This window comes from Xanthomonas sp. NCPPB 1754, from assembly GCF_041475725.2.
Taxonomy (GTDB): domain Bacteria; phylum Pseudomonadota; class Gammaproteobacteria; order Xanthomonadales; family Xanthomonadaceae; genus Xanthomonas; species Xanthomonas euvesicatoria.
This window is the reverse complement of record NZ_CM192982.1, coordinates 1796822-1820947: the sequence shown is the minus strand read 5'-3', so window position 1 is coordinate 1820947 and position 24126 is coordinate 1796822. Positions and strand designations below refer to the sequence as shown.

24 protein-coding genes, 1 other RNA gene and 4 pseudogenes are annotated in these 24126 nt (G+C 65.9%); 10 read left to right on the top strand and 19 right to left on the bottom strand.

The features are described 5' to 3' along the window. Positions 1 to 40: 40 nt before the first annotated feature. The 4 genes and pseudogenes from ACCQ15_RS08100 to ACCQ15_RS08085 all read right to left on the bottom strand — a co-directional run bounded on the left by ACCQ15_RS08100 (position 41) and on the right by ACCQ15_RS08085 (position 3070). Positions 41 to 270: pseudogene (locus ACCQ15_RS08100) on the bottom strand (hypothetical protein). Next, entirely contained in the window at positions 237 to 950 is a 714-nt protein-coding gene (locus ACCQ15_RS08095) for a response regulator (protein WP_014089852.1), read from the bottom strand. Before ACCQ15_RS08095 ends, ACCQ15_RS08100 begins: the two are co-directional and overlap by 34 nt. 371 nt (positions 951 to 1321) lie before the next feature. After that, positions 1322 to 2191: a hypothetical protein gene (locus ACCQ15_RS08090; protein WP_039417640.1), complete on the bottom strand. Its 870-nt coding sequence runs from the start codon at positions 2189 to 2191 to the stop codon at positions 1322 to 1324. A 168-nt stretch (positions 2192 to 2359) separates the two neighbouring features. Further along, the gene (locus ACCQ15_RS08085) at positions 2360 to 3070 is read right to left on the bottom strand and encodes a hypothetical protein (protein WP_372381403.1); all 711 of its coding nucleotides are present in this window, start codon (positions 3068 to 3070) and stop codon (positions 2360 to 2362) included. 52 nt (positions 3071 to 3122) lie between these two features. Here ACCQ15_RS08085 and ACCQ15_RS08080 point away from each other — a divergent pair. Then, a pseudogene (locus ACCQ15_RS08080) lies at positions 3123 to 3311 on the top strand (hypothetical protein); the annotation flags it as partial. A gap of 11 nt (positions 3312 to 3322) precedes the next feature. Here ACCQ15_RS08080 and ACCQ15_RS08075 read toward each other — a convergent pair. From ACCQ15_RS08075 to ACCQ15_RS08055, 5 genes are read right to left on the bottom strand one after another with little or no spacing between them, the layout of a single operon-like run. Continuing rightward, on the bottom strand, positions 3323 to 3796 hold the full coding sequence (locus ACCQ15_RS08075; protein WP_372381402.1) for a hypothetical protein: 474 nt from the start codon (positions 3794 to 3796) through the stop codon (positions 3323 to 3325). Further along, positions 3797 to 4057: a hypothetical protein gene (locus tag ACCQ15_RS08070; RefSeq protein WP_008576302.1), complete on the bottom strand. Its 261-nt coding sequence runs from the start codon at positions 4055 to 4057 to the stop codon at positions 3797 to 3799. It abuts the gene before it with no gap. Between the two features lie 46 nt (positions 4058 to 4103). Further along, complete coding sequence (locus ACCQ15_RS08065; RefSeq protein WP_003485902.1) at positions 4104 to 4721, bottom strand: DUF2589 domain-containing protein; 618 nt, start codon at positions 4719 to 4721, stop codon at positions 4104 to 4106. A gap of 51 nt (positions 4722 to 4772) precedes the next feature. Beyond that, entirely contained in the window at positions 4773 to 5303 is a 531-nt protein-coding gene (locus ACCQ15_RS08060; RefSeq protein ID WP_008576304.1) for a DUF2589 domain-containing protein, read from the bottom strand. 42 nt (positions 5304 to 5345) lie between these two features. After that, positions 5346 to 5882 carry a glycoside hydrolase family 108 protein gene (locus ACCQ15_RS08055; protein WP_014089846.1) on the bottom strand — a complete coding sequence of 179 codons (537 nt, stop codon included), beginning with the start codon at positions 5880 to 5882 and terminating at the stop codon, positions 5346 to 5348. A 155-nt stretch (positions 5883 to 6037) separates the two neighbouring features. Between ACCQ15_RS08055 and can the strand changes: the two genes are divergently transcribed. From can to ACCQ15_RS08030, 5 genes are all read left to right on the top strand, one after another. Continuing rightward, entirely contained in the window at positions 6038 to 6700 is a 663-nt protein-coding gene (gene can, locus ACCQ15_RS08050) for a carbonate dehydratase (protein ID WP_008576307.1), read from the top strand. Positions 6701 to 6786: 86 nt separating this feature from the next. Further along, complete coding sequence (locus ACCQ15_RS08045; protein ID WP_008576309.1) at positions 6787 to 7317, top strand: 3-hydroxyanthranilate 3,4-dioxygenase; 531 nt, start codon at positions 6787 to 6789, stop codon at positions 7315 to 7317. 12 nt (positions 7318 to 7329) lie between these two features. Then, positions 7330 to 9510, top strand: a complete 2181-nt coding sequence (locus tag ACCQ15_RS08040; protein WP_372381401.1) for an FUSC family protein — start codon at positions 7330 to 7332, stop codon at positions 9508 to 9510. 33 nt (positions 9511 to 9543) lie between these two features. Beyond that, on the top strand, positions 9544 to 10815 hold the full coding sequence (gene kynU / locus ACCQ15_RS08035; protein WP_011347013.1) for a kynureninase: 1272 nt from the start codon (positions 9544 to 9546) through the stop codon (positions 10813 to 10815). 171 nt (positions 10816 to 10986) lie between these two features. Further along, positions 10987 to 12354, top strand: a complete 1368-nt coding sequence (locus ACCQ15_RS08030) for an FAD-dependent oxidoreductase (protein WP_277574989.1) — start codon at positions 10987 to 10989, stop codon at positions 12352 to 12354. A 34-nt stretch (positions 12355 to 12388) separates the two neighbouring features. Here the strand turns inward: ACCQ15_RS08030 and ACCQ15_RS08025 are convergent. After that, positions 12389 to 12465: non-coding RNA, sX9 sRNA (locus ACCQ15_RS08025), on the bottom strand. 147 nt (positions 12466 to 12612) lie between these two features. Between ACCQ15_RS08025 and sbcB the strand changes: the two genes are divergently transcribed. From sbcB to ACCQ15_RS08010, 3 genes are all read left to right on the top strand, one after another. Then, entirely contained in the window at positions 12613 to 14058 is a 1446-nt protein-coding gene (sbcB, locus tag ACCQ15_RS08020) for an exodeoxyribonuclease I (RefSeq protein WP_209241996.1), read from the top strand. Next, on the top strand, positions 14055 to 14741 hold the full coding sequence (locus ACCQ15_RS08015; RefSeq protein ID WP_218495638.1) for a DUF2461 domain-containing protein: 687 nt from the start codon (positions 14055 to 14057) through the stop codon (positions 14739 to 14741). Before sbcB ends, ACCQ15_RS08015 begins: the two co-directional genes overlap by 4 nt. Positions 14742 to 14865: 124 nt before the next feature. Then, positions 14866 to 15432 (top strand): DUF2939 domain-containing protein, encoded by a 567-nt coding sequence (locus tag ACCQ15_RS08010; RefSeq protein ID WP_065627540.1) that lies wholly within the window; start codon positions 14866 to 14868, stop codon positions 15430 to 15432. An 81-nt stretch (positions 15433 to 15513) separates the two neighbouring features. Here the strand turns inward: ACCQ15_RS08010 and ACCQ15_RS08005 are convergent. The 8 genes and pseudogenes from ACCQ15_RS08005 to ACCQ15_RS07970 form a co-directional block, all read right to left on the bottom strand. Then, positions 15514 to 16479: pseudogene (locus tag ACCQ15_RS08005) on the bottom strand (5'-nucleotidase). 167 nt (positions 16480 to 16646) lie between these two features. Continuing rightward, positions 16647 to 17423 (bottom strand): NAD kinase, encoded by a 777-nt coding sequence (locus ACCQ15_RS08000; RefSeq protein ID WP_008576325.1) that lies wholly within the window; start codon positions 17421 to 17423, stop codon positions 16647 to 16649. 220 nt (positions 17424 to 17643) lie between these two features. Then, a complete protein-coding gene (gene rlmKL, locus ACCQ15_RS07995) occupies positions 17644 to 19779 on the bottom strand; it encodes a bifunctional 23S rRNA (guanine(2069)-N(7))-methyltransferase RlmK/23S rRNA (guanine(2445)-N(2))-methyltransferase RlmL (protein WP_057681557.1) in 2136 nt (711 codons plus the stop codon). Beyond that, positions 19776 to 19967 carry a hypothetical protein gene (locus ACCQ15_RS07990; RefSeq protein ID WP_041469552.1) on the bottom strand — a complete coding sequence of 64 codons (192 nt, stop codon included), beginning with the start codon at positions 19965 to 19967 and terminating at the stop codon, positions 19776 to 19778. The genes rlmKL and ACCQ15_RS07990 overlap by 4 nt, the downstream gene beginning before the upstream one ends. Then, a pseudogene (locus ACCQ15_RS07985) lies at positions 19946 to 20443 on the bottom strand (ATP-binding cassette domain-containing protein); the annotation flags it as partial. The pseudogene ACCQ15_RS07985 and the gene ACCQ15_RS07990, both read right to left, overlap by 22 nt. Before the next feature lie 311 nt (positions 20444 to 20754). Further along, positions 20755 to 21261 carry a GNAT family N-acetyltransferase gene (locus ACCQ15_RS07980; protein ID WP_008576330.1) on the bottom strand — a complete coding sequence of 169 codons (507 nt, stop codon included), beginning with the start codon at positions 21259 to 21261 and terminating at the stop codon, positions 20755 to 20757. Positions 21262 to 21301: 40 nt separating this feature from the next. Continuing rightward, positions 21302 to 21829 carry an alpha/beta hydrolase gene (locus ACCQ15_RS07975; RefSeq protein WP_008576332.1) on the bottom strand — a complete coding sequence of 176 codons (528 nt, stop codon included), beginning with the start codon at positions 21827 to 21829 and terminating at the stop codon, positions 21302 to 21304. Further along, positions 21826 to 22317: an MOSC domain-containing protein gene (locus ACCQ15_RS07970; RefSeq protein ID WP_071118286.1), complete on the bottom strand. Its 492-nt coding sequence runs from the start codon at positions 22315 to 22317 to the stop codon at positions 21826 to 21828. Before ACCQ15_RS07970 ends, ACCQ15_RS07975 begins: the two co-directional genes overlap by 4 nt. 23 nt (positions 22318 to 22340) lie before the next feature. On the opposite strand from ACCQ15_RS07970, the gene ACCQ15_RS07965 reads away from it, so the two are divergent. Beyond that, positions 22341 to 22916 (top strand): N-acetylmuramoyl-L-alanine amidase, encoded by a 576-nt coding sequence (locus ACCQ15_RS07965; protein ID WP_008576336.1) that lies wholly within the window; start codon positions 22341 to 22343, stop codon positions 22914 to 22916. Positions 22917 to 23135: 219 nt separating this feature from the next. Here ACCQ15_RS07965 and ACCQ15_RS07960 read toward each other — a convergent pair whose 3' ends face one another. Further along, the gene (locus ACCQ15_RS07960) at positions 23136 to 24089 is read right to left on the bottom strand and encodes a DUF1684 domain-containing protein (RefSeq protein ID WP_372381400.1); all 954 of its coding nucleotides are present in this window, start codon (positions 24087 to 24089) and stop codon (positions 23136 to 23138) included. Positions 24090 to 24126 lie beyond the last annotated feature (37 nt).

Below are 24126 nucleotides of genomic sequence, written 5' to 3'. Positions count from 1 at the left end.
CAGGTGTCCCCACTTCGCAAGGAATTGCCCTTCGCGACGCTCATGGCATGAGCAGTAGTTTGCCGGTGCGGTCATGTTCGAGCATTCGCCCCAGCCATTGAATCGACTCCAAATTGCCGCCTCGCGCGCCGGCAACGGCACCATTGCCGGCCTTGGACAGCGCGCCAGCCAGATCGGCGCTTTTGGCGCTCAGAAATGTGCCGACGTCGATGTACCGCAGTGCATGCCGACACGCCTCAGCCGGCGCGGCGCATGTGCTGCGCTACGCAGCCATCGGATGACTCACTGTTACCGTCGATTGCAGCTTCAAGTGGAGAAAGGCCCTGGGCGATCGCATAACGGGTCAGCTGAGCGATGCTTTGGATATTGAGCTTCAACATGCAGTTTTCGCGATGCGTCCCCACCGTCTTCACGCTCAGGTGCAAGCGGTTGGCGATCTGCCTGGTGGACAGGCCTTCCGAATAGAGCTGCACGATTTCGCGCTCGCGTGAGGTGAGTCGGGTGTAGGCCGAATCGGCCTTGGCGGCTCGACGCAGCCCGGCGATCAGCGAACGCGACATCTGCGGGCTGATATAGGTCTGATCCTGGATGACGCATTGAATCGCCCGCAGCAATTCGGCAAAGCGACTGGTTCGCGCCAGATATGCCTTGGCGCCGGCTTCGAAGACTGCGCTGGCCTGGGTACAGGCATCGGACGGAGCGATACAGATTGCCCGGCTGTTGGGGCTGCGCTGCATCAAGCGCCGCGTCAGATCGATACCATTGAGGCCGGGTAGTAGCACATCCACCAGAACGATATCAGGGCGCTCTCTGGCGGCGATCTGAAGACATGCAAGCCCGTCTTCTGCATGGCCTACCACTTCGATACCGGGAACCTTTTGCAGCAAAGCGACCATCCCTTCCACAAGGATGGTGCGATCGGCAGCGACGACGATACGTGTCTTCATCATACCCTCTGGTGCACGAATGGGGACCGCGCTGTGCAGCGGCTTGCACGCGGCGCGCTGCAGCGAATCGGCAGATGCTCGGCAGGAGCACTTGAGCGAGCTTGTCACACGCTTATCTCCGGGCCATCGGTCTTGAACTGATTTGGCGAGCATCAGATGCTGGTATCGACAGCGCCGCTAATGTCGCTGAGGCGCCGTGTCGGGTGCGCCTGCCTGAAGCGTGTTACGCAATTTGCGCCGACGCCGAAGCGAGCTATGCCGCACGATGCGAACGCGCGCTGCCACCTGATGCCCGGCAGGCCGTGCCAAACCGCACTCTACGGACGGGCAAAGAAGGGCGCACGTGGGTCTGAGCGCATTTCATGCGCGAACGATCAGGACTCGTCTGACATCATCTGCCTGGCAAGGCCGGTCAGTTGCTGGCGCACCTGATCCAGGCGCGGGTCGGCCTGCATCTCACGCTGCAGGTCCAACAGACCCGCGGCAAGTTCGCCACGGGCGCGGATGCTTTCGGATTCGGCCGACGCACGCTGCGACTGGATCGCGGCAGCGGCTTGTTGGCCGGAATCGCCGCGCACGACCGTTTCCATGACCTCGACCATGCGTTGCAGCAGGCGATACACCGCGCTTGCCGAGAAGCCGCCCATCATCGCCAATGCGGGCTTTCCGAACGCGCCCAGGCTGCTGTCAGCAAAAAGATTCTCCGGCAGCAACTCCACCAGGATCAGGCCAGCGATGAGACCGAGGATCATGCGCGCGGCATAGGAGGAATCGAAGCGCGGATCGTATGTTGCGTCGGCAACGTAACGATGGGCTTGGAACAACGCGGAAAACGCTGCACCGAGTCCGGCACAGGCCAGGATGAACATCACGTTCCAGCCCAGCGTGCTCCCCGAGGAAGCGAGGAAGCCCAGCGTGATGTTGTGCTCGTTCACCAGGCTGGACATTGCCAGACCGACCACTGAGGCCAGGCAACCGACCGAGGTCAAGGTCAAGGTGCGGATCAACGGAATCGGCCCCAGCCAGCGCAACCAGCCACCGCGCAGGCGCTCGCGCTCGATCAGCACCACCGCCTGCGGCGTTGCCGGCTGGATCGCACGCACCAGCTGTCGGTGCAGACCGGCCAATTCGCGCGCGCCGGATTCGCCGTGCAAGGAGGCGCCAGGCATCACGCGCAGCTCTGCCAGCCGGCCAGGCAGATCGGGAGACATCGCCAGACCTTGCTTCAGTGCGTAGGACACCATCGCCCGGCATTCGAGCTCCAGTTGTTCGAGCACGCTGGAAAATGCCGGCCCGCCGAAATCCGCCGGCGGGACCGGATGGGCCACTGCACGTCGTCGTAGGCCGGCGCGCCGACTGGCTCGCTTCCACATAAATGACGTCCTTACTGGCAGCCAGGCGGCGACGACACCTCAAGGCATCCGCTCGAACAGCGCCGTCTCTCGCTGTCCCTTCAACAGCAATGCAAGCTCGGCACTGCCATCTGCACGAACCTGCAGACTGGCCTGGGCATCGCTGAGCTGACGGCAATAGCCTCTATCGTTGGCCACGACCCAGGCATTCAACGCACCTGCTGCACGCCCGGCATAGCGCAATTCCACCTGGCAATCCCGTGGAGCACCGTAACGCAGGCGACCGAGCACGTCGCCGGGACGGATCGTGGTCGCCACGATCTCCAGCTGGGCGGAGATCAGCCCCGCACCACGCCAGCGCCCGGCTTCGGCCAATCCAGCACTGCTCTGACTCAGGGCAACGACCAACGGCGAGGCGCCGCCAGACAAGGTGAGCTGCATCCCGTGCGCCCCACCATCTGCGATCTGGAGTTGGGCAACCCCGCCGGTCAGCGCCTCGCAGAACTTGCCGCCATTGCGCGACAGCAACCCATACCCGTCCGGCTGCGCGCGCAACTCGAGCGCGCAACTGTAGGGAGGCCCGAATCGCAGATCCGCCACCTGGGTGCCCTCGCCTCCAGCCGCGCGCGCACTCAGACGGACGTAGACCGGGCCGGTACTGCCGCTGGCGGACAGGATGCCGCGCCAGTCACCAGCCGGAATCCCGCCCGCCGGAGCTGCCTGCGCTGCGGTCAGCGATACACACAAGGCAAGTGCCGAGGTGATGCGCAAAATGTGATGTCGATAGCGATGTTGACCAGCCATGAAAAAGCTCCGATAAGAAATTGGAAAGCATGGAGAGATCGATCACGCTGCCGCTCAGCACACCGAACGCAGCGATGACCAGAACAACAAGCAGGCAGATGACGAAGCTGGATCGCAGCTTGCGCCAGGACTGCCGACAGAGATCTGCATGCAAGGTGGCCACATCGGTTCCCAGCCGCTCGGCGAGCGCCCGGGCATCAGCATCCGACAGCAGCAGCCTCACCGCAGCGCTCCTGGATCGGATAGTGGCACGTCCATGAACGGGTGCAGCGTCCACTCCTTCAACGCGACACCATCGAACCAAAGCACGCCATGCGGACGCTCGGTTCCTTGATAGCTGATCTTCAGCGTATGCCCAGGCGTCCGGCCACCTGGCGGCGCAAGACGCAATGCCAACCCGGGCGCACCGTCGGCCTGCGTGACCGGCTCGATCTGCACTTGCAGCGTCAACGAAAACTCGCTGATTTGCTGCAGCCGCAGCGCACGCAATTGGCACACAGGAATGGAGAACAGGGTTGCCGTTTCGGCCTGCGCCGTTTGCTCTGCATCCATGCACTGCACCCACAGGTCGCATGCGGCCGCCGCGGCATTTACAACTGCAGCGTGCCGCTGGCGGCACCGCTGTTGCGCGCGTCGGACTGCCTGGTCGAGCAGCTCCACGAAGGTGTCGAGGCAATCGCTCGCACGTGCCATCTATGCCTCCGTCAGCCATACCGGCTTGCGCTTGAACCCGACGTGGTAGCACAGCCATTGCAGCACGACCTGGTGCTCGCCCAACTGCAGGATATTGAAGCTCTTCTCGATTCCGAGAATCGCCCCCCTGGGCGCTTCGCTGAGGCAGCGATTGAGCAACTGCTGCGCGGCTTCGACCTGCTCGGCAGTCTGCATTTTTGCCGGGTTGTCGCTGCCGACGACGATGCGCTTGATGAAACTGACTTCTGAAAAATCCATCATCGGCAACGACTCGGGTTAGGGGAAAGTACGGGACGCACCAGCGACGTTACGGCACCGGCACAGGTGCGGTGACTTTGCGTGGGGCCGCAGCGGTCTGCAGGATGTCGAGCACACGCGACAGGCCTTCGGGCGTGCCGCGATCTTCGGCGTGCAGCGCGACGTGATACTTGGCCGAGTTATCCGAAGAGCGGGTATTTTCCTTGTGGCTGGACACGGAGCCCTGCACGTTGACCTTGGCTTTGAAGACACCCCAGCCGACGCTGGCTTCCAGATCCACCTTGAGGCTCTTGTCTTCGGCTTCCTTTTCCGAGAACGAGGATTTGACTTCCATATCGAAGGTGACGTCCACGGTCTGAATGCTCAGGTTGGGTACGTTGACGAGGGTCAACAGCGGTACAACGATCTCCACTTCCTCCTCTGCCATGCCGGTACCGCTAGGGTCTTCGACCGGGCGCTTGAATTTGAACTGCGCGGTGCGCGTGCCGCCGTTCCCGTTGGGATCGGCAGGGTCGGTTGGCGGCAGAAAGCCGATGACCTTGATGAAGTCGGCGGTGGCCCGTGCCAGCATGACCTGCGCATCGCAGGCTGCACGCAACGGGGCGCCGATCAGGTCTGCCATCGGCAGGCCCTTGAACTGGTCGGACATGTTGACGATATCGCTCATGATGTTCTCCTGAAGAACGGTTGTTTAAGAAGAAAGCGATGACGGCGGGCGTTACTCTCCCTTGACCGTCTTGAACACACCTTGCGACTGCGCAAGGCGATTGATGAGACGTGCCACGCCCTCGGTCGGCTCGCTGCCTTCCACGCGCAGCACGACGTGCACCGCACTGTTTCGTGCATTTTTTGCGTTGGAGCCGAGGTCGATGCCGATCTGGCCTGGCAGCGCCGGCGGCTTGGGATGCCAGTCCTCGACGACGGATGCAACCGCCAACGCATCCGGCACGCCTGCTTCGTCCAGCTCGCTGAGTTCACCGAGCTGTGCATCGAAACTGATCTCTACATCCTTGATCCGCAGGACGTTGGACGACACCAGCGGCAACAGCGGTGCCCGATACAGGTCTTCGTCGTTCTCACCCGCTTCCGGGTGCTGCGACGGCAAGCGGATCAGGACGCTTCTGGGACGGTTGTCTTCGTCGAAGAACGCACCCAGGTTGGCCATCTGGTGTTGCTCGATCCGGTCCTGGGCGTCGATGACCGCGCCGGCCAGTGCTTCGATCAGATCATTGAGGGATATCTGCGCCATGTCGGGCTCGTCGGTGGGAAGTGTCGCTGGGCCGCTGCCGGCTCAGACCGAGTCGGGAAAGGAATCCACGCGCGCCAGCCAGCCCTTGAGAAACTTGCCAAGCGCCGGTCGCGCTGCGACGAGCCTGTGGTAATAGTCCCTGCGGCCGGCCTTGTAGCGTGCATACAGGTCTTGCTGGTTGCTGGATGCCAGCGCCGCGAAGGTGGCCGGCCCCATGCGGCCGTCAGCGACCAACTTGCCGCCGGTCTGGCTGTTGAGCACGGTCTGCAATAGTTTGATGGCGTTGTTGCCGGCGTTGACGTAGAAGTCGAACACGATGTTGGCTAACGGCTGCAGCGCGATCTGATCGGCGCGCAGCCGGTCCCAGTACTGCGCCTTGTAGATGACACCAGCCTGGGCGTCGGTCAACGCACGCAGGTTCGCCAGACTTGGCTCGATGCCCAGCAGGTTCTGCGCGTAGGCCTTGAAGGTCGACAGGGTGATGCCCTTGTTGGTGGCTCCGCCCGGATCGACGGGATCGTTGACGAAGCCGCCTTCGTGTTTGAGCAAGGTCGGAAAGAATGCGTTGAAGTCGGCCATCGGCGCCACCTGTGGAGTTGATCGGTGGCGCCAGTTTCCCCAGGGGTGCACTGGCCGCACATCGGTCGTTCGCCGAGACCGGGAAGCCTGAAAGCTGATTCATCCTGGGCGCTCATAGAAGCCGCCACCGCCACGTTTTCTGGAATACTGCACGCATGAACGAGCTTAACCACTTGCTTGAAAACAACCGCGCCTGGTCCGAGCGTATCCGCCGCGAGGATCCGGAATTCTTTTCCAAGCTCTCGACCCAGCAGACGCCGGAATATCTGTGGATCGGCTGCTCCGATTCGCGCGTGCCGGCCAACCAGATCATCGACATGGCGCCGGGCGAAGTCTTCGTCCACCGGAATATCGCCAACGTGGTCGTGCATACCGATCTGAATTGCCTGTCGGTGATCCAGTTCGCGGTGGATGTGCTCAAGGTCAAGCACGTGCTGGTGGTCGGCCATTACGGCTGCGGCGGCGTGTTCGCCAGCCTGACCCAGAAGCGCATGGGCCTGGTCGACAACTGGATCCGCCACGTCACCGACGTGGCCGACAAGCACGAAGCCTGCCTGCACAACGCCGGCGAGCTGTCGGTGCAGCACGCACGCCTGTGCGAGCTCAACGTGCTCGAACAAGTGGTCAACGTGTGCCGCACCACCATCGTGCACGATGCCTGGGAGCGCGGCCAGCAATTGAGCGTGCATGGCTGGGTATACAGCCTACGCGATGGCCGCGCGCACGACCTGGGCATGTCGATCGACCGCCCCGAGTTGCTGCAGGAACGCTATGACGCAGCGCTGGCGCGGATTCAGGCCGATCGCGCCGAGCGCTGAGCCGCACGCACACCTGGCCGGCCGCAGCGTCCATGGGACATAGGCGGCCGGCTGAGCCGGATACCTTACTTTGCCGAGGAACGTCGATGCTGATCCCGCCGATCAACCTGCACGCCTGGATCGAGGAACACCGCCATCTGCTCAAACCGCCGGTGGGCAACAAGTGCATCCAGCAGGATGGCTTCATCATCATGGTGGTCGGCGGGCCAAACGCGCGCACCGACTATCACTACGACGAAGGCCCGGAGTGGTTCTTCCAGCTCGAAGGCGAAATGGTGCTGAAGGTGCAGGACGAGGGCGTGGCGCGCGACATTCCGATCCGTGCCGGCGAAGTCTTTCTGCTGCCGCCCAAGGTGCCGCACTCGCCGCAACGCGCGGCCGGCTCGATCGGCCTGGTGATCGAACGCGAGCGCCTGCCCAACGAGCAGGACGGCCTGCAATGGTATTGCCCGCAGTGCAATCACAAGTTGTATGAAGCGATGTTTCCGCTGAAGAACATCGAAACCGACTTCCCGCCGGTGTTCGATCGCTTCTACCGTTCGCTGGCGCTGCGCACCTGTTCGCAGTGCGGGCATCTGCATCCTGCGCCCGAGCGCTATGCCACGGTCGAGGACTGACAGCGCGATGGCATGCGGCCGCGCGCAGCAGGTTTGCCGCTCGCATGCTCTGAAACCGGCACCATGCTGCGCGCACTGATCGACCTCAAACCGCGCGACGTGCCCCTGCGCGTCGCGCTGCGCAACACCGTTGCAGTCGTTCTGCCGCTGGCGATCGGCGTGGCGACCGGGCAGGTTGCCGCCGGCCTGGCGGTGTGCAGCGGCGCGCTCAATACCATGTTTTCCGACCAGCCCGGGCCGTATCGCGCGCGTCTGCAACGCATGTTGATGGCAGCCCTGGCGGCCGGCCTGGCTGCCTTGCTCGGCATCTGGGTCGGCCACAATACGCCGACGCTGGTGCTGGCCGGCCTGTTGCTCGGCCTGGGCGGCGGCTTGCTGGTGGCGCTCGGACCGGTGGCCGCGCGGGTGGGCCTGACCAGCATGATCCTGCTGGTGGTCAGCGCAGACATGCGGCTACCGGTGCAGCAGGCACCCGGTGTAGCGGCGCTGATCTTCGCTGGCGGACTGCTGCAGGTGGTGCTGGCGTTGGCGGCGTGGCCGCTGCAGCGTTATCGCCCGGAACGCTTTGCATTGGCAGACCTGATGCGCCAGCTGGCCGGCATCGCGCGGCAGCGCCCGGACGCCAGTGCGGCGCCGCCGGCGACGCAGGAAGTACTCGACGCGATGGTGATGCTGCACGGCGAGCATCGCTCGCGCGCGATCGCGGTGCAGAGCTTTCGCATCATCGCCGAGCTGTGCGATCGGGTGCGGCTGGAGCTGCTGTCGTTGGCCGATGCCGAGACGCGCCTGACCGACTCGCAGGCGCGACCGGCGATCGAACGCGTGCTCGAACGCAGCGCCATCGTGCTGGAACAGCTCGCGCACGCGATGACCATGGGTGAAGACCCGCAGGCCGCCAATGCCTCGATGACCGGGTTCGACGATCTGGTCGGTGCATTGGCACAGTTTCAGCACGACAACGCCGACACGCGCGAACGCCGCCTGGTGCGTGTCGCCGTCGCGCGCGCGCAAGGCCTGGGCGGCCAGCTGCGCGCGCTGATCCGCAACGCGCACTGGGCCAGCAGCCGTGGCGAAATCCAGGCGCAACTGGCCGAAGCGCGGCTGCCGTCGGCGTTGCGCCCGGCCGCGACCTGGGCCACGTTGCGCGCGAATCTGGACCTGTCGTCGGTCGCCTTCCGGCACGCGTTGCGCTGCGGCGTGTGCCTGGCGCTGGCCATCGCCTTCCAGCGCTGGCAGCAGATTCCGCACGGCTTCTGGATTCCGATGACCACCGCCATCGTGCTCAAGCCCGATTTCGGCGGCACCTTCAGCTTTGGCGCGTTGCGCGTGGCCGGCACCTTCGTCGGACTATTGCTTGCCACCTTGCTCGCGCACCTGGCCATGGACGGCGCCAGAGTCCGCATGGCCCTGCTGGCGCTGTTTTGCCTCGGGTTTCGCTTGCTGACACAGGTGAACTACGGCATCGGCGTGGCGTTTTTGACTGGCATGCTGGTGCTGCTGCTGTCCTTCGAAGGCGTTGCACCGGGCGAAGCGGTCGGCGCGCGCCTGCAGGCGACAGTGGCCGGCAGCGCGCTGGCGCTGGTCGCCTATGCGTTGTGGCCCACGCGCGAACGCCGGCAGATTCGCGCCTCGCTGGCGCACTTGCTCAGCGCATATCGCGACCATCTCCGCCATGTGCTGCTCGGCCAGATGGAGGGCCTGAGCGATACGCGTGCCGCCGCGCGTGTTGCCCGCACCAATGCACAGGCCTCGATCGAGCGTCTTCGCGGCGAACCGCGCAGCCGCCGCAACCTGCAGGAGCTCAAGCTGGCCGAATCGCTGCTGGCCAATGGCAACCGGCTGATCCGCGCCAGCTTGTTGCTGGAAGCGGCGCTGCGCGATGGCCATCCGTTGCCCACGCTGGACGCGCTGCCCATCTTCGCGCGGCAGGCCGATGAGGCGCTGTCCGCGGTGATCGACTGCCTACGCACTGGCGGTATTCCTGCCGCGACCACCTTGCGCAACGCCGAGCGCCAGCTTTCCGATGCGCTGGCCGCATTGCCCGACAGTTCCCCAACCACCGCCGCGCTGGCCGACACCATCGACCGCGTCACCGACAGCATCGGCACGCTCACCCACCTGCTGCGCCCTGCCCGACCGGCCTCGGCCGATGCGCCGGCCGTGCATGACGGCGTGCACGATGCGGGCAGGTAAACTGCCGCCCTGATCCGTGTTGCGAGCCCGACGATGACCGACCTGCTGTCCCGCGCCCATGCTGTCGCCCTGGATGCCGCCGACCCGCTGCGCGGCCTGCGCGATGCCTTCGTGTTCCCGCAGCACGGCGATGACGATCAGACCTATTTCGTCGGCAATTCGCTCGGCCTGCAGCCGCGTGCGGCACGTGCGATGGTGGACGAGGTGCTCGACCGGTGGGGCGCGCTGGCGGTGGAAGGTCACTTCACCGGCCCGACCCAATGGCTGACCTACCACCAACTGGTGCGCGACGGGCTGGCGCGCGTGGTCGGCGCGCAACCCGGCGAAGTGGTGGCGATGAACACCCTCAGCGTCAATCTGCATCTGATGATGGCCAGCTTCTACCGCCCCACTGCCGAGCGCGGCGCGATCCTGATCGAGGCAGGCGCATTTCCATCCGACCGCCACGCGGTGGAATCGCAGCTGCGCCTGCACGGGTTGGACCCGGCCACGCATCTGATCGAAGTGGACGCCGACGAACCCAACGGCACCGTCTCGATGACGGCCATTGCCGAAGCCATCGCGCAGCATGGCCCGCGCCTGGCCTTGGTGCTGTGGCCGGGCATCCAGTACCGCACCGGGCAGGCCTTCGACCTGGCCGAGATCGTGCGGCTGGCGCGCGCGCAGGGCGCGGCGGTGGGTTTCGATCTGGCGCACGCGGTGGGCAATCTCCCGCTGACCCTGCACGACGACGGCGTGGATTTCGCGGTGTGGTGCCACTACAAATATCTCAACGCCGGCCCCGGCGCGGTGGGCGGTTGCTTCGTGCACGCGCGGCATGCAAATAGCGACCTGCCGCGCATGGCCGGCTGGTGGGGACATGAGCAGCAGACCCGCTTCCGCATGGACCCGCAGTTCGTGCCCTCGCCCGGCGCCGAAGGCTGGCAGCTGAGCAATCCGCCGGTGCTGGCGCTGGCACCGCTGCGCGCGTCGCTGGCGTTGTTCGACCAGGCCGGCATGGCTGCGTTGCGCGCCAAATCCGAACAGCTCACCGGGCATCTGGAGCAATTGATCCACGCGCGGGTGCCGCAGGCACTACAGATCGTCACCCCGGCCGAACCTGCACGACGCGGCTGCCAGCTGTCGCTGCGGGTGGCCGGCGGACGCGCACGGGGCCGCGCGCTGTTCGAGCATCTGCACGCGGCCGGCGTGCTCGGCGACTGGCGCGAACCGGACGTGATCCGTATTGCGCCGGTGCCGCTGTACAACCGCTTCAGCGATCTGCATACCTTCGTCGAGCAGGTGGAAGCCTGGGCGGCTGCTTGAGCGCGGCAGTCTGACTGCAGTGCCACCAAAGCACCTGTACGGCACGCGGAATCGCCGCGCGCCCACGTACACTCCCAGCCCGCCCGGCGTTGCTGCCGGGGCCACCGTCGTTGCCAGTCGCTGTCTTCCCCTTTTCGCCGGCGCTGCGTCCGGCTGCTGCCGGACATTGCATTGAGCCCAGTTTCTCCGCGTTCCCTGACCCTGATCGGCGCCGGTCTGGCCGGTTGCCTGCTGGCCATCCTGCTGTCGCGTCGCGGCTGGCAGGTCACCGTATACGAACGGCGTGGCGACCCGCGCATCAAGGGCTACGAGTCCGGCCGCTCGATCAACCTGGCGCTGGCCGAGCGCGGCCGGCATGCGCTGCGCCAGGCCGGCGCCGAAGATGCGGTGATGGCCAAGGCGGTGATGATGCGTGGCCGCATGGTGCACCCAATCATCGGCCAACCGCAGCTGCAACGCTACGGGCGCGACGACAGCGAGGTGATCTGGTCGATCCACCGCGCCGCGCTGAATGTCGCGCTGCTCGACCTGGCCGAACAGGCCGGCGCGCGCGTGCATTTCTACCGCCGCCTGCATACCGTGGACTTCGACGCCGGCTATGCGCGCTTCATCGACGACCGCGACGACCAACCGCACGAGATCCACTTTCAGAGCTTGATCGGCAGCGATGGCGCCGGCTCGGCCTTGCGCGCGGCGATGCAGCGCAAATCGCCACTGGGCGAACGCACCGAATTCCTCGATCACTCGTACAAGGAGCTGGAAATTCCGCCGCAGCCGGGCGGCGGATTCCGGATCGAAGGCAACGCGCTGCATCTCTGGCCGCGCGGGCGCTACATGTGCATTGCGCTGCCAAACGATGGCGGTACGTTCACCGTCACCCTGTTCTTGCCCAACGCCGGCGAGCCGAGCTTTGCCACCACGCGCACCGGCGATGAAGCATTGGCCTTGTTCGCACGCGATTTCCCGGACGCATTGCCGCTGATTCCGCAGCTCAGGGAGCATTGGGAAGAGCATCCGCCCGGACTGCTCGGCACGCTGACCCTGGATCGCTGGCATCTGGATGGCCGCGCATTGCTGATCGGCGACGCCGCCCATGCGATGGTGCCATTCCACGGGCAGGGCATGAATTGCGCATTCGAAGATTGCGTGGCGTTGGCAGATCAGCTGGACGCGCACGACGACCTCGCCAGCGCGTTCGCGGCCTTCGAGACTGCGCGTCGCGACGATGCGGCCGCCATCCAACAGATGGCGCTGGAGAACTACCTGGAAATGCGCGACCGCGTCGACGACCCCGACTTCCTGCTGCAGCGCGAGCTCGAACAGCAATTGCAGGCGCGCTGGCCCACCCGCTTCGTGCCGCACTACACCATGGTGACGTTCCTGCGCACGCGCTATTCGATTGCGCTGGCGCGCAGCGAGATCCAGCGCCAGATCCTGGTGGAGGCCACGCGGGGACACCGCGATCTGTCGCGCATCGACTGGGCTGCCTTGGAAGCGGTTGTGCACGCACGCCTGGAGCCGCTGGACGGCGCGCATTGACCTCTGCGGAAGACACGGAGGACAGCCTTAGAGCGGCTAACAAAACGTAGTGAGCAGTCGTCAGGTGGGCGCGGACGGCGCGCTCAGAACCGCAGTGCACGAGTGGTACATGAGGATTCCGAGCACCGGCCGCACCCGCCTGGCGGCTGCGCGGTAGTTTTGTTGGCTGCTCTTAGCGTGACGTTGCCGCGATGAGGGATACTGGGCGGCACCGGCAGCGCATACGCCGTGCGCCGCGCATCTGGATGTCGTACCCGCATGCCTGACAGCTTTCTCTTCTACGACCTGGAAACCTTCGGCCAGGATCCACGCCGCACCCGCATCGCACAGTTCGCTGCGGTGCGCACCGATGCGCAGTTGCGCGTGATCGAAGAGCCCATCAGCTTTTTCGTGCAGCCGGCCGATGATCTGCTGCCCTCGCCCTATGCCACCATGGTGACCGGCATCACCCCGCAACATGCGCTGCGCGAAGGCGTCACCGAAGCAGAGGCGTTCGCGCGCATCGCCGAACAAATGGGCCGGCCCCAGACCTGCACGCTGGGCTACAACTCGATCCGCTTCGACGACGAATTCATCCGCTGCGGCCTGTTCCGCAATTTCTACGACCCGTACGAGCGCGAGTGGCGTGGCGGTAACTCGCGCTGGGACCTGCTGGATGTGCTGCGACTGGTCCATGCGCTGCGCCCGGACGGCATCGTCTGGCCGCAGCGCGAAGATGGCGCTACCTCGTTCAAGCTGGAGCACCTGGCCGATGCCAACGATGTGCGCGAAGGCGATGCGCACGAAGCCTTGTCGGACGTGTACGCCACCATCGGCATGGCGCGCAAATTCCAGCAGCACCAGCCAAAGTTGTGGGACTACGCGCTGCGCCTGCGCGACAAGCGCTTTGCCGCCACCTTGCTGGATGTCATCGCCATGCAGCCGGTGCTGCATATCTCGCAGCGCTACCCCGCCTCGCGCCTGTGCGCCGCGGCGGTGTTGCCGCTGACGCGCCACCCGCGCATCGACAGCCGCGTGATCGTGTTCGATCTGGAGGGCGACCCGGAGGTGTTGTTGCGGCTGAGCCCCGACGATATTGCCGACCGCCTGTACATCCGCGCCGCGGATCTGCCGGAAGGCGAACAGCGCATTCCGTTGAAGGAAGTGCATCTGAACAAGTCGCCCGCGCTGGTGGCCTGGCAGCATCTGCGCGCTGCAGATTTTCAGCGCCTGGGTGTGGATCACGACGCGGTAGTGGCCAAGGCGGCACGCTTGCGCGCCTTGGGCCCTGAACTTGCCGAGAAGGTGCGCCAGGTCTACGGCAGCGAACGCGCCGCGGCAGCGGCGGTCAACGATGCCGATGCCTCGCTCTACGATGGATTTCTGGCCGAAGGCGACAAACGCCTGCTTGCACAGGTCCGCGCCAGCGCGCCGGACGAACTGGGCGCGCTGGAAGCGCGCTTTCGCGACCCGCGCCTGATCGAGCTGCTGTTTCGCTACCGCGCTCGCAACTGGCCGCAGACACTCTCGTTCGAGGAACAGGAGCGCTGGAACGTGTATCGCCGCCAGCGCCTGCTAGAAGACCGCGGCCTGGGTGAAGTCACCCTGGAGCAATACCACGCGCAGATTGCGGATTTACGGCGTACTCACCCCGACGATGCTACCAAGCAAGCCCTACTCGATCAGCTCGCCGCCTGGGGTTCGGACCTCCAACGCACGCTATGACCACCTACTTTTCCGACGCCAGCTTCAAGTTCCTGCGCGCCCTGGCCCGCCACAACGACAAGACCTGGTTCAACGACCATCGGCATCAGTATGAGGCGCATGTGCGCCAGCCGTTTCTGCAGCTGATCACCGATCTGCAGCCGGCACTGGCACAGGTCAGCGAACACTATCGCGCCGATCCCAAAACCCAGGGCGGCTCGCTGTTTCGCATCTATCGCGATGCGCGGTTTTCCAACGACAAATCGCCTTACAAGAACTGGCAAGGCGCACGCCTGTTCCATGAACGCCGCCGCCAGATGCCGGCGCCATCGTTCTATATCCACCTGCAGCCGGGCGAAAGTTTTGTCGGCGCTGGCCTGTGGCATCCGGAGCCGGACACGCAACGCAAGCTGCGCCAGTTCATTTTCGACAATCCCGGCAGCTGGAAGGCCGCCGCGCATAACCCGAAACTGCTGCGCAAATTCACCATGGACGACAGCGAAAAGCTGGTGCGCGCACCGCGTGGATTCCCCAACGACTTCGAGTTCATCGACGATCTCAAGCACCGCAACTGGGCGTACCTGCGTCACCTGGACGACAGCATCATGACCGGGCCGCGACTACGCCAGACCATCGAGACGGACCTGGTGACCCTGGCCCCGTTCGTCGATTACCTGTGCGCGGCCTTGGACCTGGAATTTTGATGACACACTTGGCACGCGAATCGTGCCGCGCTGCGCCGATCCTGCGCGCACCGCAGCGACGTTACGCAGCCCTCGCCTACCTGGCGACCACGCTCCCGGCTTCAACAGCACCGGAATGCACACGATGAGGAAGCGCTGGCTGCTGCTGCCGGTGCTGGCCGTCGTGCTGCTGGCCGGGTACGTCGTTGCCGGACCATATCTGGCCATCCGCGGCATCAGCCAGGCTGTGGCAAACCGCGATGCCGGACAGCTGGAGCGACACGTGGATTTCCCGACTCTGCGCGTCAACCTCAAGGCGCAGCTGGACGATTACCTGGTGCGCCAGGCCGGGAGCAGCCTGCAATCGAGCTTGCTCGGCGGGTTCGCCTTGCAGCTCGCCAGCGGCATCGGCGGCGCGGGCGTGGATACTCTGGTCACGCCGCTTGGGATTGGCGCGCTGTTGCAAGGCCACAGCGTCTGGAATCGGGTCACCGGCGACACCGTCAGCGCCGACACCTACGCCGCGCCAGCGCCCGCACGGCCGCTGCGAGGCGCCGAACAACGCTTCGAGTCCACTCGCCGCTTTACCGCAACTACGCATACCGCCACTGGCGCGCCGGTGGTGTTCGTGTTGACGCGGCAAGGCCTGCGATGGCGGCTGACCGATATCCGCCTGCCGTTGGCTGACGCGCAAGCGGGACAGGGACGCTAAGCGTCCCTTCGCGACAATACTTTGGCGCGTCAGCCAGCGCAGACGCCGCGCAGCCCGTCCTGTCGTGCGCGGGTGTGTGGCTCAGGCAAACGGCGGATCGTTGGCCACGCCGTGCGGCACATGTCCGGCGGCCACGTGTTGATGCTGGCGCGCACTGTCGATGTTGTGCTGCGAATCGTCGAAGAAGATATCCGCACCAAACGCCTAAAGAAACGGGCCCTTGTGACGCCCGCCCAGGAACAGCGCCTCGTCCAGACGCACGCCCCACTCGCGCAAGGTGCGGATCACCCGCTCATGGGCCGGCGCCGAGCGCGCAGTGACCAGCGCCGTGCGGATCGGCGAGGCCTGGCCGGGCGGAAACGCCGCCTGCAAGGTATGCAGGGCCGCCAGAAAATTACGGAACGGCCCCACCGACAACGGCTCGCGTGCGCGTTCGCGCTCGTGACGCCCGAACGCTTCCACGCCCTGCTCGCGCGAGATGCGTTCGCTCTCGTCGCCGAAGATCACCGCATCGCCATCGAAGGCGATCCGCAGCTGCGTCGACAAACGGCTTTCGTCGTTGTCCACGATTGCCGCCGCGGCCTCGGCGCGTTCGCCCAGTGCGCGCGGCATGATGGTCGCCGCCGCGATGCCATGGCTCAGCGCGCGCCGTACCGATTCCGGATTGGCCGAGAGAAACAGGTCGGTCCCGAACGGCTTGACGTACGGCCAGGTCGGCTTGCCCGAGGTGAAGGTGGCACGCACGATGCCCAGGTTGTAATGCTGGATCGAGTTGAAGATGCGCAGGCCGGTATCGGCGGAATTGCGTGACAGCAGGATGACCTCCACCCGCGGCGCGTCCTCGGGCACATCGTGATTGAGCGCCAGCAGCTTGCGCACCACCGGGAACGCAACGCCAGGTTGCAGGACGTCGTCCTCATGCTCGCGCTGGAATGCCGAATACGCCTCCACTCCGTCGGCCTCGAACAGCGCATGGCCTTCTTCGAGATCGAACAGGGCGCGCGAGGTCACCGCGACGGTCAATAACCTTGGGGAGTTGTCGGGCATTGGGGAGGCCGGGATTGGGGATTAGGGAGTGGTTTAAAGCAGGACTGGAGGTCGGGATTTGATCGCCCATCCGCGCAGCATCGTAGCGCGTGCGCGCGATTCTAAAGACGACGTGGCACGCTGCTGCCGTTGCCAATCCCGAATCTCGAATCCCAAATCCCCGCTCCTCAAACCGCAAACTGCTCGCTGAAGATGCGCTCTTCCAGATTGTGTTCGGGATCGAACAACAACGTGACCTGGCGTTGCGTGGATTCGCGGATGGTCACTTCGACCACGTCGCGAATTTCGTGCGAGTCGGCAGTGACGCTGACCGGGCGCTTGTACGGGTCGAGCACGCGGAAGCGCACTTCGGTATCTGCCTTGAGGATGGCGCCGCGCCAGCGCCGCGGACGATACGGCGCGATCGGCGTCAGCGCCAGCGTATGCGAGCCCAGCGGCAGGATCGGCCCGTGCGCCGAATAGTTGTACGCCGTGCTGCCGGCCGGCGTGGCCACCATCACGCCGTCGCCGATCAGCTCGGCAATGCGGGTCTGGCCGTTGAGATCCACACTCAGATGCGCGGCCTGCCGGGTTTGCCGCAACAGCGAGACCTCGTTGTAGGCCAGCGAGCCGGCACTGGCACCGGATTCGGTCTGCACCTGCATTTCCAGCGGCCGCAGATACGCCGGCTCGGCGCGCTGCAGGCGCTCGAGCAGGTCGTCTTCGTTGTCGCGGTACTGGTTCATCAAAAAGCCGACCGAGCCCAGCTTCATGCCGAACACCGGCTTGTCGGAGGCGCCATGCCGGTGCAGCGTCTGCAACATGAACCCGTCGCCGCCCAGCGCACAGACGATGTCGGCGCTGTCCAGGGCATGGTCGCCATAGCGCTGCGTAAGGCGTGCGCGCGCGGCCACCGCCGGCTCGGCGGGGCTGGCAAGAAAAGCGATGCGAGGTGGTGCGGTCATCGTTGACTCCAGAGCATGCGAATCAGCATACCGCAGCCCTGTGCTGGGCTTGTTGTGGGTGCGTTGCGATCATGCCCACGCCTTCTGCGCGTGCACGGCAGCGGTCGCGTCGTGGCAAGCACGCGCTCCCGCGCCTGCGACGCATGGCACCTCGGCAACCGCGTCTGCTGGCGTCTACGCGAGCCGAGCCGGCGCGCCATCGGACGCAACCGGCGCGAGCTCAGGCCGTCAACCGCCAGGCGCGATGAATGCGCGCATGCCGCTCGAAATCCGGGTCGATGGTGCGCGGGCTGATTTCTTCGCACTGCGCGAACTCCGCCACCCCTTCCTCGTCCAGCTTGAAGCGACGGAAGTTGTTGGAGAAATACAACACGCCCCCCGGCGCCAACCGCGCCACGGCCGCGCGTAAAAGACGCACATGCTCGCGCTGGATATCGAAATCTTCCGCACGCGCTGAGTTGGAGAAGGTCGGTGGGTCGCAGAAGATCACATCGAAGTGCGCACGCTCGGCTTCCAGCCAGGCCAGCGCATCGGCCTGCACCAGTTTGTGCTTGCTGCCGGCCAGCCCGTTCAACGCAAGATTCTCGGCGCACCACTGCAGGTAGGTTGCCGACAGATCCACGCTGGTGGTGGACGCCGCACCGGCCACCGCCGCTTCCACGCTGGCCACGCCGGTGTAGCAGAACAGGTTGAGGAAACGCCGGCCCTTGCTCTGCTGCGCCATGGTGCCGCGCAGCGGGCGATGGTCCAGGAACAGCCCGGTATCCAGATAATCGAACAGGTTCACGCGCAGCAACGCGCCGTGTTCGCGCACGTGGACGATTTCGTTGCGCTGTTCGAAACGGCCGTACTTGCTGCCGCCCTTGCCGCGCTCGCGCGACTTCAGCGCCACGCGCTCGGCCGGCACCTCGAAGACCTCGCGTGCGGCGGCCAGCAATTCGTTGAGACGACGGCGCACATCGGCCTCGGGAATCGTCGCTGGCGCTGCGTATTCCTGCACATGCAGGAAGATGCGCCGGTCGCCGTCGGCTTGCTGGTACACGTCGATGGCGGCGGAATATTCCGGCAGGTCGGCGTCGTAGGCGCGGAAACATTCGATGCCTTCGCGCGCGCGCCACTTCTTGAATTTCTGCAGATTCTTGCGCAGCCGGTTGGCCACCATCTGCGCGCCCTCGCTGAGCGCGGTCGGCGCTGCCAGCGGGGTGCGTCGCGGCACTGCGATCGGGTCGCAGACGATCAACGCGCATTCGATCGCACCGTTGAACAGCTGGTATTTCTTGCCCGCGCGCAGGCCGGTGGCATACGCCAGCTCGGCATTGCCGCACAGCAGGCTGGCACGCCACTGCGGCACGACGCGCTGCAAGGTATCGCCCAGACGGCGATACAGCGCCGCATCGGCGGCCAGGCGCTCGTCGTACGGCGGATTGCACACCACCACGCCGGTGGCCTGCGGCGGCGTCTGCAACTCACCGACTTCGCGCACGCCGAACCAGATCGCCTCGGCCACGCCGGCCACCTGCGCATTCTCTTTCGCGGCGCGGATGGCGTGCGGGTCCATGTCGCTGCCATGGATCACCTGTTTGAGCGCAGCACGGCCGACGCTGTCGCGTTCGCGCGCCTCGCTCACCAGCTGCTGCCAGCTCTCGCGGTCGAAGCCGCGCCAACGGCTGGGCACATCGCTGCCGTAGCGCTGCAGACCGGGCGCGACATCGGCGGCCATCAGCGCGCCTTCGATCAGCAGCGTGCCGCTGCCGCACATCGGGTCGAGCAAGCCGCCGCCATCGGCATAGGCGCGCGGCCAGCCGCCGCGCATCAGCACCGCTGCGGCCAGATTTTCCTTCAACGGCGCCTCGTTCTGCGCCATGCGCCAGCCGCGTCGATGCAGCGGGCCGCCGCCCAGGTCCACCGAAATGGTGGCGCGGCCCTTGCGCAGCGACAGGTTCAGGCGCAGGTCGGGGTTTTCCACGTCCACCGACGGGCGCTCCAGGCCCTGCCGGCGCATGGTGTCCACCACCGCGTCCTTGATGCGCTGCGCCGCATAGCGTGCGTGGGTGATGGCGGTCCCGGACACATGTGCGTCCACCGACAGCGTATGCCCCACAGACAGATGCGCGTCCCAGGGCAGTTCGGCCACGCCGGCGTACAGCGCGTCTTCGTCCGGGCAATCGAATTCGGTCAGCGGCCACAGCACGCGGCTGGCCAGGCGCGACCACAGCACGGCGCGCTGCGCATCGCGCAGTTCGCCTTCGACGTTGACGCCGGAAATAGTGGCGGTGGCCTTGCTGGCACCGAGCGCAAGCAGCTCGTCGGCAAGCAGGTATTCCAGGCCCTTGGCGCAGGATGCGAAGAATTTCACGTAGGCAGGTATCGATAAAGACGCTGGCCGCGGCGGCGAGCGTGAAAGCAGGACAGCGGGCCGGCGCCTGGGTAGGCAATGCCGCGGCCGCGGTGGACGGGCCGCAAATGGTCGGCCATCGCGGCCGGCATTACCAGCCCGGCGCCCGGATCGCCCGCCGCACGGTTCACCACGGCGCCAGCCGCCATTGCGCCTGTGCCGTGTCCAGGCGCTGCTGCAGGCCCAACCACTGTAGGAAGGCGGCATCGTGCGAGGCGACGACCAGCGCCCCCTGATGGCCGCGCAGCAGCGCCTCGATCGCTTCCACCGAGGCCAGATCCAGGTGGTGGGTGGGCTCGTCCAGCAACAGCAGTTGCGCCGGCTGCGCCCGGTACAGCGCGCAGGCCAGTGCCGGCTTGAGCCGCTGGCCGCCGCTGAGGCGGCTGCAGGGCAGGTCGGCACGCGCCCGGTCCAGCCCCAGCAGCGCCAGGCGCAGCCGCTGTGCGTGGGCCGGCGCAGCTGGATCCGCGTCCTGCAACTGCGCAACGACCGAGCGCGCCGGGTCCAGCAGCGCCAGGTGCTGATCCAGATAGGCGGCCGGCGCATGCACCTGGCAATGCCCGGCGCCGGGCTGCAGGCGCCCGGCCAGCAGCTGCAGCAATGTGGACTTGCCGCTGCCGTTCGGGCGACCAGGCCAATCCGCCCGACCAAGCCGGTCGCGCGTTGGTCGATATGGATGTTCAGATCGGAAAACAGCGCGCTGCCATCGGGCAGCGCATGCGCCACGCTTTCCAGCGTCAGCGACGGACAGTCATCCGGGTCTCCATTGCATGCCAGCACACGTGACGATCCAACCGGACCAGCAGCGGGTAGGCCGTCATCACGACGGCGGCATCAATGGCGCATCGGACCAATCCTCAGGTGAAGTGCAGCCAGTCCAACCAGCCGCACTGGCAGCGACACCGGCGCAACAGGCCGGGCCAATGCAGCCGGCGCTCAACCCAGCCCGAACGCCGGGTGGTAAGCCACATCGGCCAGCGGCAGCAGCCGGTCGCCGAACGCCAGGGCTTGCAATTCCGATGCAGGCACCTCGGGCAACGCCAGGCCAGGTTCGACCGCAAAGCCCAAGCGCCGGAAAAACGCCGGCTCGCCCAGCGCCAGGCAGCCTGCGGCGCCGCGCTCGCGCAACGTGGCAAGCGCGGCCTGCACCAGCCGCGTCCCCAGCCCTTGCCGTTGATGGCCGGGCCCCACGGCCAGCGGGCCAAGCGCGAACCAGCCGGGCGAATCGTCCGACAGCGCCACCGGCGAGACGGCCAGATGCCCGACCACGTAGCCGTCGTGGTCGGCGACCAGCGACAACACGAGTGCGCCGTCCTGACGCAATCCTGCAATCACCTGGTGCTCGTCATGCCGGCTGTGTTCGGCGCGCATGAAGGCCACCATGGTCAGCAGTTCGATGGCAGCGGCGTCGCCTTCGGTGGCTTCGCGGATCAACACGTTCATCGGTGGCACCGCGCGCAGCCATGGCTGGCAACCGTCCGCATCACAGGCCCTGCAACAACGCTGCGAACGCGCGCGCCGAGGCGTCGACGTGCGAGGCCAGACGATGGTCATCGTCGACCAGCAGCAGGCGCGCATGCCGGGCCTGCGCCCAGGCGATCACGTCGGCGGCCGGAATCAACGCGTCGCGCCAGGCATGCACGATCGAGATCGGCACCGATGCGGCGTCCAGCGCCGGCATCGGGCCCATCTTGGTCGGCGGCACCATCAGAAACAGGCCGCGCGTGGGCACCTGCAACGACACCATCCCGGCGATATACGAGCCCAGGCTGGAGCCGGCCAGCACCACCGGCCCCTTCTCGGCCGCCGCCCGCGCAATTTCCAGCAGGCGTTGCAGCCGGCCTGGCACGTCGCCCAGCGTACTCACCTCGCGGCGTGCATCCAGGTCAGTGTAATCCGGGCGCTCATGGGTCCAGCCCAACTGCTCGGCCACGTTGGCCAGCGCGGTCACCTTCAAGGCGTCCGGGCCGCTTTCGAAGCCGTGCGAGAGGATGCAATGGCCGCGACTCATAGCGCCTGCACCGTATCGCCGATGCGCAGCACGCCGCCGCGCAGCACGCGTGCGCACAGCCCACCGTGGCCGCGCATGGCGTTATAGCCGCCCGCACCCAGGGCATCTTCCATGCGCGAACATGGGTCGCACGGGTCGGTGCCTTCCAATTCGATTTCGCCGATTCGGAATCGCCGCCCTTTCAGCGCGATCAACGCAATTCCGGACACCACCAGGTTGCGCCGCAGCGTCGCCGGCGAGATGGTGCCGTGTCCTGACAGCGCCGCGATCACCGGCAAATGCTCGGCCTGGATCAGGGTCACGCCGCGCTTGCCGCTGCCACCCTTGTAGCGGTCTCCCACAAGACCCATACCGGTGCTCACCTGCGCCGCGTCCACTTCCTGCATCGCCACCTCACGCGCCGGGCGCACGCCGATCCAGGTCACCTGACCGGTCTGTGGCAGCGTCGCCATCAATTTGCCCAGAGGGCTGTCGGGATTCAAAGCCATCGGGCAATGCTAGCATCCGCTCCATGTCCGATGCCGTCTTGCCGTCGCCGCCAATCACCTATGCGCCGTTATCCTACGAATCGCGGTTGGCCAGGCGCGCGCTCACCCAGATCGACATGGTGGTCATCCATTGCACCGAATTGCCGGACATGGCGATGGCGCGCGAATACGGCGAACGCGTGCTTTATGACAGCGGCACCGGCAACAGCGGGCATTACTACCTCGATCGCAACGGCAGCATCCAGCAATACGTCGCCCTGGAGCGCGTTGCGCATCATGTGCGCGGGCACAACCCGCATACGCTGGGCATCGAACTGGTCAACCGCGGCCGTTATCCGCACTGGCTGGATTCGCGGTATCAGCAGATGACCGAACCCTATCCCGAAGCGCAGATCGCCGCGCTGATCACCTTGTTGCAATGGCTGCAGCAGCAGCTGCCCTCGGTGCGGCGCATCGCCGGCCATCAGGCGCTGGATACCACCCAGGAAGCCGCCAGCGACGACCCGGCCCGTAAAATCCGGCGCAAGCTCGACCCCGGCCCGCTGTTCCCGTGGCCGCGCATCGAAGCGGCGGTGAGCTGGTCGCACACGCCGCGTTAGGAGGCGCTTTCTTGCCCCTGCCGGTGGGCGAGTCACTGCGTTACGTCGGTCATGCCCGGTCGCGCCCGACAGCGCCGAGAAGCGATCCAACCTGCGTGCCAGCCGCGCCGTCGAAAGACAGCGTCGCCCGGAGAACACGCACGTGACCGCTCCCGGATGCTGTGATGAGCCATTGAAAACACCTCTTGCCTCGCACACCGTCCACCCGTTGCAGCACACTCAACGTTCGGTCGCACGGTAAGTCTTCTCGCCGGCATTCACTGCCACGTCCAACCGGTTTTCAGGCGGCGCGATGGGGCAGACCACATGGGTCGTCAGTGCGCATGGCGGGTTTTCGGCCAGATTGAAATCCAGGACCACCTGACCATCGCGGGGCGAGGTGGCAAACAGATACCGCGCGCCGCCATAACTCTCCTTGCCGCTGGTGCGGTCGGCGAACAGGAAGAACAGGCCCTGGCCATCTTCCTGCAGCAGCGGCCGCAAGCGGTATTCGTGGCCGTTGAGCGAGAACACGGCTTCTCCCGGCACCTCCACGGTGAGCGGCGTGCCGATCGAGGTCAGCAAGGTGGTCGTGCGCGGCGTTGGATAGGGTTGCCACTGCGCCTGGATGCGCCACTGCGGATCGGTCGGGAAATATTCCAACCCGTCGAACTGCGTCAGCGCCGGCGCTGCCGGGTCGCGGAAGCGCCAGCCGTACAAGGCGCCGGTCTGCACCAGGTAGAACTGTCGGCCACCCACGTCCAGCCGGTCGCCGCGCTGCCCTGCCCGCTCTGGTTGCAGGCGCACGTCGCCGATGCGCTGCCCGTTGAGCGTCACCGCGGCGGAGACATCTGCGCGAAAGCGTATGTGTCCTGCAGCATCCAGCGTCAGTTGCCCCAGCTGCGCAGGGCCGGCAGGCAGGACGATATCGCTGAGCGGGTCGCTGCCCACACGGTACTGGCCGGCGCGCACGCGCCCCGAACCGGTATAGCTCAACCACCCATCGGGCGCCCGCAGCTGCCTCAGCCGCTCCGCACGCGCGCGTTCCAGCGCGACTTCGTACACATCATGCGGCGCCGCATTGCCATGAGCGACCGCAGGCGTATCGCTGACATCGGCGGACGACTCCGCCGAACAGGCAGCCAGCGTCCATACCGCGACGCACAGCGCGCCAACCCGTAACTGCAACCGCATGGCTCACCCAGCACTGCAAGAAACTGCGCTCCGCGCA

Bases quoted from the DNA above. Each gene is read 5' to 3' on its own strand.
- ACCQ15_RS08095 (WP_014089852.1), bottom strand. From the start codon at position 950: ATGATGAAGACACGTATCGTCGTCGCTGCCGATCGCACCATCCTTGTG.
- ACCQ15_RS08090 (WP_039417640.1), bottom strand. From the start codon at position 2,191: ATGGTGTCCTACGCACTGAAGCAAGGTCTGGCGATGTCTCCCGATCTG.
- ACCQ15_RS08075 (WP_372381402.1), bottom strand. From the start codon at position 3,796: ATGGCACGTGCGAGCGATTGCCTCGACACCTTCGTGGAGCTGCTCGAC.
- ACCQ15_RS08070 (WP_008576302.1), bottom strand. From the start codon at position 4,057: ATGATGGATTTTTCAGAAGTCAGTTTCATCAAGCGCATCGTCGTCGGC.
- ACCQ15_RS08065 (WP_003485902.1), bottom strand. From the start codon at position 4,721: ATGAGCGATATCGTCAACATGTCCGACCAGTTCAAGGGCCTGCCGATG.
- ACCQ15_RS08060 (WP_008576304.1), bottom strand. From the start codon at position 5,303: ATGGCGCAGATATCCCTCAATGATCTGATCGAAGCACTGGCCGGCGCG.
- ACCQ15_RS08055 (WP_014089846.1), bottom strand. From the start codon at position 5,882: ATGGCCGACTTCAACGCATTCTTTCCGACCTTGCTCAAACACGAAGGC.
- can (WP_008576307.1), top strand. From the start codon at position 6,038: ATGAACGAGCTTAACCACTTGCTTGAAAACAACCGCGCCTGGTCCGAG.
- ACCQ15_RS08045 (WP_008576309.1), top strand. From the start codon at position 6,787: ATGCTGATCCCGCCGATCAACCTGCACGCCTGGATCGAGGAACACCGC.
- ACCQ15_RS08040 (WP_372381401.1), top strand. From the start codon at position 7,330: ATGCGGCCGCGCGCAGCAGGTTTGCCGCTCGCATGCTCTGAAACCGGC.
- kynU (WP_011347013.1), top strand. From the start codon at position 9,544: ATGACCGACCTGCTGTCCCGCGCCCATGCTGTCGCCCTGGATGCCGCC.
- sbcB (WP_209241996.1), top strand. From the start codon at position 12,613: ATGCCTGACAGCTTTCTCTTCTACGACCTGGAAACCTTCGGCCAGGAT.
- ACCQ15_RS08015 (WP_218495638.1), top strand. From the start codon at position 14,055: ATGACCACCTACTTTTCCGACGCCAGCTTCAAGTTCCTGCGCGCCCTG.
- ACCQ15_RS08010 (WP_065627540.1), top strand. From the start codon at position 14,866: ATGAGGAAGCGCTGGCTGCTGCTGCCGGTGCTGGCCGTCGTGCTGCTG.
- ACCQ15_RS08000 (WP_008576325.1), bottom strand. From the start codon at position 17,423: ATGACCGCACCACCTCGCATCGCTTTTCTTGCCAGCCCCGCCGAGCCG.
- ACCQ15_RS07990 (WP_041469552.1), bottom strand. From the start codon at position 19,967: ATGGCGGCTGGCGCCGTGGTGAACCGTGCGGCGGGCGATCCGGGCGCC.
- ACCQ15_RS07980 (WP_008576330.1), bottom strand. From the start codon at position 21,261: ATGAACGTGTTGATCCGCGAAGCCACCGAAGGCGACGCCGCTGCCATC.
- ACCQ15_RS07975 (WP_008576332.1), bottom strand. From the start codon at position 21,829: ATGAGTCGCGGCCATTGCATCCTCTCGCACGGCTTCGAAAGCGGCCCG.
- ACCQ15_RS07970 (WP_071118286.1), bottom strand. From the start codon at position 22,317: ATGGCTTTGAATCCCGACAGCCCTCTGGGCAAATTGATGGCGACGCTG.
- ACCQ15_RS07965 (WP_008576336.1), top strand. From the start codon at position 22,341: ATGTCCGATGCCGTCTTGCCGTCGCCGCCAATCACCTATGCGCCGTTA.
- ACCQ15_RS07960 (WP_372381400.1), bottom strand. From the start codon at position 24,089: ATGCGGTTGCAGTTACGGGTTGGCGCGCTGTGCGTCGCGGTATGGACG.